This is a genomic window from Rubrivivax sp. A210, assembly GCF_904426505.1.
In the GTDB taxonomy this organism is placed as follows: domain Bacteria; phylum Pseudomonadota; class Gammaproteobacteria; order Burkholderiales; family Burkholderiaceae_C; genus Rubrivivax.
On the sequence record NZ_CAJGBN010000027.1, the window covers coordinates 1 to 11,275 of the forward strand.

The 11,275-nt window shown below is 56.5% G+C and carries 9 protein-coding genes; 1 reads left to right on the forward strand and 8 read right to left on the reverse strand.

Features of this window, described 5'->3' with window-relative positions:
• Positions 1-237 precede the first annotated feature (237 nt).
• The 5 genes from JMV16_RS15815 to JMV16_RS15835 form a co-directional block, all read right to left on the reverse strand.
• Positions 238-702, reverse strand: coding sequence for a hypothetical protein (locus tag JMV16_RS15815; RefSeq protein WP_201495269.1), 465 nt, complete (start codon positions 700-702; stop codon positions 238-240).
• Positions 703-832: 130 nt separating this feature from the next.
• Positions 833-3,046, reverse strand: coding sequence for a hypothetical protein (locus JMV16_RS15820; RefSeq protein ID WP_201495270.1), 2,214 nt, complete (start codon positions 3,044-3,046; stop codon positions 833-835).
• Between the two features lie 155 nt (positions 3,047-3,201).
• A complete protein-coding gene (locus JMV16_RS15825; protein ID WP_201495271.1) occupies positions 3,202-3,840 on the reverse strand; it encodes a LysE family translocator in 639 nt (212 codons plus the stop codon).
• Between the two features lie 185 nt (positions 3,841-4,025).
• Complete coding sequence (locus tag JMV16_RS15830; protein ID WP_201495272.1) at positions 4,026-5,093, reverse strand: hypothetical protein; 1,068 nt, start codon at positions 5,091-5,093, stop codon at positions 4,026-4,028.
• A 180-nt stretch (positions 5,094-5,273) separates the two neighbouring features.
• A complete protein-coding gene (locus JMV16_RS15835; protein ID WP_201495273.1) occupies positions 5,274-5,684 on the reverse strand; it encodes a hypothetical protein in 411 nt (136 codons plus the stop codon).
• A gap of 914 nt (positions 5,685-6,598) precedes the next feature.
• Here JMV16_RS15835 and JMV16_RS15840 point away from each other — a divergent pair.
• Entirely contained in the window at positions 6,599-8,818 is a 2,220-nt protein-coding gene (locus JMV16_RS15840; RefSeq protein ID WP_201495274.1) for a nuclease-related domain-containing protein, read from the forward strand.
• 318 nt (positions 8,819-9,136) lie between these two features.
• Here the strand turns inward: JMV16_RS15840 and JMV16_RS15845 are convergent, their stop codons facing one another.
• The 3 genes from JMV16_RS15845 to JMV16_RS15855 all read right to left on the reverse strand — a co-directional run bounded on the left by JMV16_RS15845 (position 9,137) and on the right by JMV16_RS15855 (position 10,863).
• Positions 9,137-9,355 (reverse strand): hypothetical protein, encoded by a 219-nt coding sequence (locus tag JMV16_RS15845; RefSeq protein WP_201495275.1) that lies wholly within the window; start codon positions 9,353-9,355, stop codon positions 9,137-9,139.
• Positions 9,356-9,952: 597 nt separating this feature from the next.
• A complete protein-coding gene (locus JMV16_RS15850) occupies positions 9,953-10,381 on the reverse strand; it encodes a GNAT family N-acetyltransferase (RefSeq protein ID WP_201495276.1) in 429 nt (142 codons plus the stop codon).
• Between the two features lie 245 nt (positions 10,382-10,626).
• Positions 10,627-10,863, reverse strand: a complete 237-nt coding sequence (locus tag JMV16_RS15855; protein WP_201495277.1) for a hypothetical protein — start codon at positions 10,861-10,863, stop codon at positions 10,627-10,629.
• Positions 10,864-11,275: the final 412 nt, after the last annotated feature.

The window sequence follows — 11,275 nt, forward strand, 5'->3', positions numbered from 1 at the left end:
GCACGAGTTGCGACATCACAAGCAGTGCCATACTTGCTGTAATGCGTTGGAGGTAATTGGCAGCCATGTATTTGTGACGAAGCGGTGAGTTGAGGGTCGAATGCAAAGCCTAACGTTCGAGCTAAGCTGGCGCCAACGGTGGGCCACCAGGCCCGGGCCGGTGAAAATGTACCGCGTACCACCGGCCCGGGCCTGGTGGCCCGCCGTTGGTGCTCAGCTTGAGCGAGGGGTTAGGCGTCACCGCACCGCCCAACGTGCAACGAGATGAATATTGAAATAATGAAGGCCGACAGCATGCAGAGCACCAACGACAGCGCCCCCGCTTGTTGGAAGAGCCAGCGCCCAAGTGAGACTGACCCATTCCTTCGGCTTTGACGGATCGAAGTCGTCAAGGTAGTGGCCAGCAGCAAACGCCCTTGGTACAAGCCAGGGGAGCACAAATAGTGCAATGGCAGCTAGTGCACCGATACAGGCGCCTTCAACAACTGAGGCGCGTAGGCTAGCTTGACCAGTCAGCAAGCGTGTCGCGTGCGCTTGACCTCGCCAGCCAACGAGTAAGGCGAGTGGTGCGCTGATAAATGCTAATACTGGTAGAGCAGCAAGCGGCTGCGAGGCGAAAAACGACCATAGCGCGGACCACGCGATCAGCACCAAGGTCGCGTCGCACTGGCCAACTCGCAGAGAAATGTTGCTCGGCTGCATTTGTGACGCCTAACGTTCGAGCTAAGCGGGCGACAACGGGAGGACGCCAGGCCCGGGCCAGTGATAATGTACAGAGTACCACTGGTCCGGGCCTGGTGGCCTGCCGTTGGCGCTCCGCTTGAGCGAGGGGTTAGGCCTCCCCGGCAACCCGCTGGAGCGCATCATCTACTTCGTCCATGCCCAACTTCGCGATGGGGCCGATCCTAGATCTCGCCTTGTCCAGGTGGTCCCGAACTTGACGCCGCACGACACGCTCAGGTAAATCCTTCAGTTGGGCCCGAAGGTTTTCCGCTTCCTTTATCAGTTCAGGGGTGAGCTGAGTTGCGCCGCCAATGAGCATCAGTAGCGGAAGGTTCGATTCCTTAGCCTTGGTTACACGCTTCCTCATGGGCCCAAATGCCAAGTAGTTGACCAAAAAGTCAGCGCTCATTACAGGAGAGTCTGGCGGTGTCTCGCTCATATACCCTCGGAGGCGGTTCTTTAAGTCGAAGGCTTGGCGATCAACGGTTAACCACCAAGCGCTATACCCGAAGGGCGATGCGTGTTCTTTGGTTCTGAGTTGAACCACGCCTGCGTAGCACTCGACATCATGGTTGACGAGTCTAGTAATAGCCATGTCATCGAGCGGAGAACCGTACTTTTCGCGCCTGCGGTCATAGCGCTCGTACCAGATCGTTTCCAGCGCATGACGAAGTTCCGGCGACGAGGAATTTCTCTCCGACTCCAGGGAGCGCTCCTTGACGCCGAATTGTTCGTCAAGATATTCAGCGATGTCCTGTAAGGGACGCGCATCACCACGAAAGTTCTCAAGCCAGTTTGGAAATGACGCGGTCGATCTACCGTAGGCGATATACCGCTCAAGCAAGTATGGAACGGAACCTTCCCACTGTCCGAATGTCATTCGGACGCATACAAGCGAGCGATTCATGTGTCGCTCGACTTCTTCGATGACGCCCGGCGTGACATACAGCTTGAGTCCAGCGTCGCGTGCAGCTTCGATCATGCGAGAGAAGCGTCCTCGTTCACCGTCTGAGGCCGCCAGTGTGTCGGCGATGAGCGGTAGGATTACGGTCGCGTCAAGCCATAGAGCGCCGTGGGAAAACATCTTCTCGACTGCGCCTTGCACGTCAGGCGTTTGCTTCAGGAACGCCATTAATGTATACGCATCGGACAGCGATCGAAGGTATGCTTGGATGGAAGGTGTATCGCTTATGAGCAGCTCGCGTACTGCGCCTCTGAGTTTGGCAATCCAATCGACACCAGCAGTCTTCTTTAGCTTTGTCTTGGAGATTGACGATGTTAAGGTTGTCGTGAAGTCCGCATCGGCGAGTTCGGCTAGCGTCCCGGAATAGACTGCCATCGCAAAGGCTTGGCTTCGTTCAAGAAGAACGGCATCAGTCGCGCTCCTAAGGCAGTTTGTGAATTCGATAACTTCGTTCTCTGCAAGATTAAGTGCGGCAGTTTGAAGCTTGGCGACGGCCTGGACTTCGGCCATAAGGTTGCTTTCGGCAAGTGCCGCCTTGACGCGAAACTCGTTTAGTCGTTGCAATTCTTCATGGGCCAAGCAGAACTCGTCTTCCTTGGGCCAATGCTTTACGGTATGTTTGGCTAGCCGTTTGAGTGCGCCATCAACCAAAGAACTTACTTGTGCATCTGGGTGGCCGGGAAGGAGGTTCGCCACCGCGGTGTGGACAGCCAATCGTTGCAGCCTGTTGCTGCTATCAGTATTTATTAGAGCCGCGCGAACAAGGGCCTCAAAGGCAATCTTGGTCAGTCCCTTTTCCCGAACTTCGTCTTGCCATTGCAGGCCAAGAAAGGTTACTGCGGCAACAGCCTCTGGAGAGGAGAGTTCGCTCTGAACGTGTGGGCCGACGCCAGCGGACGAGAGATATGGATCAACGATGGCTGTGGATAGTTCTTCAGCTGCCTGCTGCCTAGCGGCGCTGCCGAGCACGCGTTCTACGAACCAGTTGCGGTCTCGAATGTCGAGGGAGAGCCCGTGCTTCGTGCGAAGTGCTTTCTTCAGATCGTCCCATTGGGAACCGACGATCTGGTTTGTCGCATAGACGAGAACTATGGCGCTAGGAATCGTCTCCTTGAGTCTGCGGACAGTCTTGTTGATCTTTGCCCGCCAATCGACTGCTACGGAGTATTGGATAACGACCGCGGGCTCCGTAAGTGGCGAGAACAGCTCGGCGTCTCGCCCCTCGTCTCCTCCTGGATTCGCAACTGTGCGGAGTTCGTCAAACTCGGTCGCTAAAAACGCGGATGCGATGCGCTCGAATCTTCCCCAGTCTGAAGGTTGCAGGCGTTCGAGGGCGAGTTCCAGGCGGCGGCTTATCATTGCGGTAGTGTACCTAGGTGGCTTCCTGGGAGGCCTAACGTTCGAGCTAAGCGGGCACCGACGGTAGGCCGCCGAGCCCGGGCCGGTGAAAATGTACCGCGTACCACCGGCCCGGGCTTGGTGGCCTGCCGTTGGTGCTCCGCTTGAGCGAGGGGTTAGGCTGCACTGCGCTGCTGCGTGAGAAGTTTGACCGCCAAGACACCAAGCACCAGGCCCATGACGTAGCGCTGGATGGCAAGCCACAAGTGGTTCTTGGCAAACCACCCGGCTATTGCTGCGGCCGACAAGGTGACGACGAGATTGACGCTCGATCCGATGCAAACCTGAGTGATGCCAAGCACAAGACTCTGCGCTAGAACCGAGCCTGCTTCGGGTGAGATGAACTGAGGCAGAACCGAGAGGTAGAAGATTGCGACCTTCGGATTTAGGATGCTGGTGAGCAAGCCCATCATGAACAGCTTGCGAGGCCGTTCGGGCGCCAGATTCTTTGCTTCAAATGGGGAACGTGCTCCGGGTCGGACGGCCTGCCAAGCAAGCCACAGCAGATAGATTGCACCGGCAAACTTCAGAATCTCGTAGCCAAGCGGCACGGCCATGAACAATGCAGTGAGTCCGATGGACGCACAGAGCATGTGTGTAGTAAAGCCAAGGACGACGCCGAACCAAGACATCACACCTGCGGCTCGACCCTGGCAGATGGACCGAGAGATGAGATAAATCATGTTCGGACCCGGAGTGACCGCCATGAGCAGAGCGGCGCCGACGAAGATGATGAACTGGGGTGTTGAATTCATAGTGGCTGTGAGAAGGGCTCTTTCTGTGCAGCCTAACGTTCGAGCTAACCGGCCAGCGGAGGCAGGACGCCTTGGCCCGGGCTGAGATAATGTACCGTGTACCTCAGCCCGGGCCAAGGTGGCCTGCCGTAGCTGGTCCGGTTGAGCGAGGGGTTAGGCCGCAATGAGCTGGACGACAGACTGCCTTAGTCGGCATCATTTTCGTCAGTGAGAAAATTCAAGAGTAGTTGCTCTTGAGGCACTTTGCTCTGATATTTCAGGCTTGTGCGTCGAGCGCCAGTTCCGACTTCGGCTGTGTTCGACATTTTGGTTACGCCGAGAACTTCGTATCCAGAAATGATCTCTTCGCCTACTTCGTTGATCTTGTAGCTAATTCGCAGTATGCATTCTATTGAGTCTCCACTCTGAAACTGAATGCCTTTCCGAAGAATTCCGCCTTTGAAGTCTGCATCACGCATAGCGAAGGATATTGATTTCCCAAGGTACACACCACGCCACTTGGCGTCCGTTGAACGGATAACAGGTGCAACTATCTCAACGAAGGCGTTGGGAACTATTTCCGGAGCCGTCGGCTCCGTTGGCACAATATAACTGACGAATTCCTTCCGCGGGATGTACCTCTGTTCTCGTACGTAGTTCGTGGGAGTTTCACTCCAGGCGAGCCCTACTCCTGTGACGCGTTGCTCACCAAGTAGTAGCCGATAATAGTTCGATCTGCGCGAGACAACCCTTACGTCCAACTGAAGAGGTTTCATTTGGGTTGAAATCTGGAACTCGGGAGCAATCTGCGGTGTCGCATCGCTATCCGGAATTTCCTTCCTTGCGGCGGATTCGGCCTCGTTCCGCTTCCTGGAGATATCGAGTTCCTTCTCCTCAATCGACTTTTTGAGGAGATCGCGCTGCAGCTTCTCCAGTTCCGGATCGGACTTTGGTGGTGCTACCCAGATCTGTACTGCGGCAGCGATCAGTGCGTTGAGCACAGATGCAGCGACGGTTGCGCCCCCAACCAGCGTGGATGCGATGACCGCCGTAACTGCCACATTCTTAGGATTCTTGACGAATCGCCAGACTTGCCTGTACCCACCTTCGGTTGCGGTAGTCGCCTCAAGGGCTACATCGTAACCAAGCTGGTTTGAGATGTACAAAAAGACATCAAGTGCTTCTGCTTCTAGTTTGTTGAGGCGAAGTGCATCAATGGAATGCAACCCGTCCGCAAGGTAGTAGTGAAATTCGAGCAGCTGACCATCGCGCAATTTCTTCTCCATAGTTGGTGAGCCACAGGATCGGGTTTTTGCGGCCTAACGTTCGAGCTAAGCTGCCCGCGGAGGTAGGCTTTGTAAGCCCGGACTGAGAAAATGTACAGGGTACCTCAGGCCGGGCTTACAAGGCCTGCCGTAGCGGGTCAGTTTGAGCGAAGGGTTAGGCCGCACTGGCTACACGCCGAACAGTGTGTTCCGCAGTTCGATGGCGGAGGAGATAAACACACCCGATCCCAAGGCTTCGGTGATCTCTTCGGGCAAATGTGTCGCCGACTTGTGGTGACCGACCACAGGTGGACTTCCTGGCGCATACACCACGACCCCTTCGTGACGAAGGAGTTGGTGCAGTGCCTCGTAGAGGCGCCGATCCTCGGTGGGACGCGCGATGGAGAAGGATGTTGTCTCCGCCTCTTTTGCCATAAAACGCAATGGAGTCAGAACTCCTCCACTGAACTCAAGGTCGAGCATGAATTCCTCGGGCTCGACCTTGGAGATCAGGCTATCCATAGCTCGCGACAGATCCGTGACCTGGAGTCCAAAGGGCTGTCCGTGGCGAAACCGATTGCCGTAGATTTCGATACTCATGCTGGAGTGGCGCTGAAGGCGTTTGTGCGGCCTAACGTTGGAGCTAAGCTGGCGCCAACGGCGAAACGCCAGGCCCCGGCCACAGAAAATGTACAGCGTACCTGTGGCCGGGGCCTGGTGTTTTGCCGTTGGGGCTCAGCTTGAGCGACGTGTTAGGCCACGCATTTTGCTGCCAGTGTTGCCCGCCTTGTCTTGAGTTGATTTGGTGGCACTGCCGGGACGACCAGCTTCTGCTTGGACCAGGCGCCCAACACGAGGACGCCAACGTTTCTGAGCTGCGACTGCTGGCCAGGCTGGGTGTCTTTCCTCGGTGCTGCGCTGGCGAGGCGTAGGCGGTGACGCCAAAGAGCTGGCCGGTTAAATTCTCGGCGTAGTGGTGGAAGTCGTGGCTGATTTTCACTTGTGATGTGGGCTTCAGCGTGAATACTCGTACTGCCCTAAGACGAGGCATATGCTCGCGGAATTTTGTCGCCTTCTGAGCCGCAGCGATGCTGATGAGGGGATGCATTTAGTGCGGCTGGAGGATGTCGTGAAAGCTGCCGAGGTGAGGGTATTTGCGTGGCCTAACGTTCGAGCTAACCGGCCTGCGGAGGCAAGCACCGTAAGCCTGGTACGAGATGATGCACCATGTGCCTCGGACCAGGCTTACGGTGCTTGCCGTAGCAGGTCCGGTTGAGCGAGGGGTTAGGCGTCAGTGTGCGAGATTGGATGGTCGTCCCGCAATAGCGACGCCGCACGCTGCCGCCAGCGCTAGTGCCTGAGCAGTCGCGGTACTCCGCGTCTGCGGTGACTACCAGGAACCATGCAGGGCGCGCAGCGCCTTGCATCGAGGACCACGAACGTCTACTCTGTTCGACCAGCTGGCTCGACTTGCGAGCGCCAGGCGCTCGGCTGCTAGCCGATCTCGAAGTGGCATGGCGCACCAGGTCAACGGTAATGCGGGTTGGCGTACAGGCTTGGCCTCTTCATCCACCACTCTAGAAAGTTGCGAAGTGCGCACAGAACAGCAAGTCTTCGACGAACTCAAACTCCTCTGCCGCTCGCCTGGCTACATCCACGCAATCGCTCACGTTTGCTTTCGCGACAACATCATCCGATATTCAGGCGAGATGAAGGCGGAGGATTTGTATCGCATGTCGTCGATGGAGAGGCTGTCTCGCACAGAGATATCTACCCTCATCGGCCTCATGATCCAAGCTCCGATCGACGACTCCATGCCTGCCGCCAAGGTGCTGGACGAATACGTCAAAGCCACCGATGGGTTGATGCTTGAACTTCACCGCGCGATGTCAGCCGCGGCGTACAGGATTGGCGACTGGAAGAAGCTTGCCGAACAGGGTCGCAACCCCTTCGAAGACGCGGAGGCGCTTCGGGAAGCGATCTTTTACAGCGGTGAGTCTGCCTATAACTTTCAATATCGCGATCTCGCTCCTACTAAGTATCAGGCTGACAACGCTTGGTTGGAAGCAAACAAGGGCTTTGGCGTACATGTGGCCAAGCAGGTAGTTCTTGCAGTCGAGCGTGTTCAATCTCGCAAGGTGCCTGAGCGTTTAGAAGCAATGCGGCTGCTTTCACCCGATGAGTGGACTTTCTTGCCTGGATTTGAGTTCACCGCAAGCGAGATCGCTACTGAAGCTGGGCTAGACGAGGCACTTGTCAAGGACGTGCTGAGTGCCTTCACTATCGGGGAAGCGCACGGAAACGACGCTTTTGCCGCGTTGCATGATTTCAATGCCGCAAATGCGTTCCCACTAATCGAACGCACTGGAGAGAGCTATCTGCTGCTTCAGATGTATGGTCTTGGTGAAGCTCTCTACGAGGCGCCGTTCTATTGGATGATGGCCGACAAGGCATATCAAGGAACCGCGACCAATAACCGCGGACGATTCGCTGAAGAGTTTTCCGAGAGCCGCCTCGTGAGCGTGTTCGGTAGAGAGAACGTGTTCGCAAATGTGCATGTGTTCGAGTCGAAGGGAAGGGAGTTATGCGAGATCGATGTGCTGGTGGTCTTCGCAGACCGCGCGATCGTCCTTCAGTCGAAATCCAAGCGGCTGACGATAGAAGCACGGAAGGGAAACGACAGGGTCCTGAAAGACGATTTCAAGAAGAGCGTTCAGGATTCGTATGATCAAGGACGCCTGTGCGCCACTGCTCTCACTGACGCCACATATACGCTTGTTGACACGGCCGGCAAGGAACTCGCGACATCGCGCAGTTTTAAAGAGATCTACATTCTGTGTGTGGTGTCGGACAACTATCCCGCGCTTAGCTTCCAAGCCAGGCAGTTCCTAAAGCATCAAGAGACAGAGGCCATCAGGCCGCCGTTCGTCCTCGACGTGTTCGCGCTCGACGCCTTGGCGGAAATGCTGCAATCACCGTTGCGATTCCTGAGCTATTTGAATCGTCGGACTGGAATAGATGACAGCGTGCTCGCAGCACAAGAACTCACCATCCTCTCGTATCACCTGAAGAAGAATCTTTGGGTTGAGGGCAACCTTACCATGATGTCACTAGATGGCAGCATCGCCTCAGACCTAGACATAGCCATGTTCGCTAGGCGCGAAGGCATACCCGGCAAGACCACCCCTGAAGGAATACTCACCGCATTCGATGGAACGATCCTGTGGCATTTAATCGAGGACATTGAGGAGAAGGCTGACCCAGGAATGATCGATCTGGGTTTCTTATTGCTTGCGATGAGTGGTGACGCAATCAAGGATGCGAATCGCGCAATCAACTTGGCAGCGGTAAAGGCGCGACGCGATGGCGCCACGCACGACCTGACCATGCTCTTTGGCGATGTCGGATTTACAGCGCACGTTAGTGATGCCGCCATTGCTGATGCTATGGCCGATCTTCAGCGACATTGCGAGCGACGAAAGTATGCGCACAAAGCCGACTCTTGGCTGGGGGTGTGTCTCGACTCTGCGACCGTTAGATTGCGGTTCGGGCTAAGCCTGAACGAACGCTGGAAGCAAGACGCCTCACTGGACGAATTGACCAAAGATCTCCCGACGCCGAGTTCGGATATCTGGGATGCGCTGAGTAAGGGTCGCAGGAAAGTTGCCAAGGTTAGGCGAAATGACCCGTGCCCTTGCGGAAGCGGAGTCAAGTACAAGAAGTGCTGTCTTTAGAGCGCCCGCATGTGCGCCGCGACTGTCTTGTTCGCGCCGAGGGGCGCACTTCCTGCCGGAACGCTGCGCGAGAGTGCTCTGACGCCTAACGTTCGAGTTAACCCCGACCGTGGAGGCGGGTGCTGTAAGGCCGGGCTGCGACGATGTTACTGCTGGCGCGGACCGGCCTTACAGCGCCTGCCGTAGCGGGTCGGGGTTGAACGAGGGGTTAGGCGTCACTGATGAGCGATGAGTTGGAAACTCTGATTCAAGTGGCTCAAGTACTCAACAAGTTCGAACTATGCCCCCAGGTTGGGCTTGGGACCCTCTTTGCAGGAGCTACCTTTGCTTCACTTCATCATCAAGGCGACGCTGCCTCTTGAGTAGTGCAGCGTTGATGAAGCTGGCTACTCCAACGGAAATGCCCACCAGGACTAGGCCGGTGAATGCTCTGGGGTAACTGGCGACAAGATCGGGCTTGACGAGGAAAGCGATCAAAACGATCACGCACGCCACTTGAAGCAGCACAAGCAGCAAGGAGATGGCCTTCAAGTTCATCCGGTACGACCTTGGCGGTGCATTTTGCGGAAAGCTGCTGGAGTGACGCCAGTTGCCTCTGGTGTGACGCCTAACGTGTTTTAGACAGCATAGCGATCCTGGTGCCTATGGCAAGAACTGGGTGCATGCATCCGGATATTGCCATAGGTGCCAATGCGGGTTGACCCTTAGTGGCATGCACTTCAGTGCAGGGGCAAGGGCTGCTTGGCTGTTGAAAATGGTGGTGCGCCACAACCGGTTCCTGTGAGGCCTAACGTGTTTTAGCCATCAAGGTAACAAAGCTGACATGACTGTGGTGCGCAGAATGGGGTGCTTCTGGCCCAGGATTCTGCCCGAAACTGGTTGGAATGGGGGGTCAACGCTTGGAGGAACCCTTACGGGAAAGTCTGGGGAGCCTGCGAAACGTGGCATTGACGTCCGAAAACGACTGGTCGGCTGTTGAAATGATGGTGCACAGGCATGGCTTCCTGTGAGGCCTAAAGTTCGAGCTAACCGGGCGCCGGCGGTGGGACGCCAGGGCCCGGGCTGTGATGATGCACCATTTGCCACAGGCCGGGCCCTGGTGGCCCGCCGTTGGTGCTCCGGTTGAGCGAGGGGTTAGGGCGCACTCGCACGCAACTTGACGATTTCAAGATTTTCGGGGCCGAGGACGCCGTTGCGGTACGAGACAAAGCCAAATTCTTGGTAAAGCTGGAGCGCGGGCTTGTTCTGCATTCCGGTTGCTACTGAGAGAACGAAGCCAGTTGCGCGCTGCAGCGCAGCAGCCAGGAGAGACCTGCCAATGCCGCGACGCTGATAGCTCGGGTGGACCACCAAGGATGAAATTGAAATTTGTCCTGGTTCGTCATCGGGTCCCAGGCTCAATGTTCCAACAATGAAGTTCCCATCAATTGCGCCTAGAAAGAACTCGTCGCTTTGTTGAATTTCTGATGCAGTTCGTTCAAATGATGCGAGATTTCTCACTTGCAGTAATTCTGCCTCCTGGGTGTACGCGAGCGCAAAGACGGTTCTGATCTGATCAGCCACGGACGGGTCTTTGGAGTTAATCGGCTCTATGCGAATCACAGTGGCTCTCTTGTGCGCCCTAACGTTCGAGCTAAGCGGGTGACAACGGCAGGACGCCAGGCCCGGGCTGGCGAAAATGTATCGTGTACCGCCAGACCGGGCCTGGTGGCCTGCCGTTGGCGCTCCGCTTGAGCGAGGGGTTAGGCCTCGCGGCGGAGGCCACCGCACTGTGCGTGTACTTTTGTACCAACATACTGACCGCTACTTTAGGCACGCCCCGACCGCCGACTGCGTGGTTGCAGTTTGTCCAGAGCTGCGAACTGTTGCTTCAACAGCAGCAAGAGCGTGCGCGCATGCTCAACAGGAATTCGTAGACAAGTAGAACCCGCTTCGTCGTCCCGTAGTTGGCGAGACATCACCAGTGCATCAACGCTGACTTCGATCAAGCCCTTGTCGTGCTTCATCGACTTCAAGCGCTGCACTTCGATGTCGTAGGGTTTCACTCGCGATCTCCTTGATTGGTGTGTCGTCGCATTGTCTACGCATCCGAGAGTTCTTCGGACTTGATCCGACTCCGTCAGAGCGAAAGCCATTGTTCAGGGGCGGCATCAGCGAAGCGCGCAGCCTGCACTGATCGGTGATTTCTGCGAGGCCTAACGTTCGAGCTAAGCGGGCGCCGACGGCAGGGCGCCAGGCCCGGACTGGCGAAAATGTACCGCGTACCGCCAGACCGGGCCTGGTGGCCTGCCGTTGGCGCTCCGCTTGAGCGAGGGGTTAGGCGTCACCGTGGTACGACCGGGGCGGATGGGTGACACTTTTCTCGCAGCGTGCAGGTGACGAGACAGGGACGATGGACCTCCACAAGGAGGGTACCAATGCCCTGGAAGGACACCAACATCATGGAACTGCGAATTC

Excerpts from the sequence above, each read along its gene's own strand:
- JMV16_RS15840 (WP_201495274.1), top strand. The coding sequence starts at position 6,599 with ATGGCGCACCAGGTCAACGGTAATGCGGGTTGGCGTACAGGCTTGGCC.
- JMV16_RS15825 (WP_201495271.1), bottom strand. The coding sequence starts at position 3,840 with ATGAATTCAACACCCCAGTTCATCATCTTCGTCGGCGCCGCTCTGCTC.
- JMV16_RS15835 (WP_201495273.1), bottom strand. The coding sequence starts at position 5,684 with ATGAGTATCGAAATCTACGGCAATCGGTTTCGCCACGGACAGCCCTTT.
- JMV16_RS15845 (WP_201495275.1), bottom strand. The coding sequence starts at position 9,355 with ATGAACTTGAAGGCCATCTCCTTGCTGCTTGTGCTGCTTCAAGTGGCG.
- JMV16_RS15820 (WP_201495270.1), bottom strand. The coding sequence starts at position 3,046 with ATGATAAGCCGCCGCCTGGAACTCGCCCTCGAACGCCTGCAACCTTCA.
- JMV16_RS15815 (WP_201495269.1), bottom strand. The coding sequence starts at position 702 with ATGCAGCCGAGCAACATTTCTCTGCGAGTTGGCCAGTGCGACGCGACC.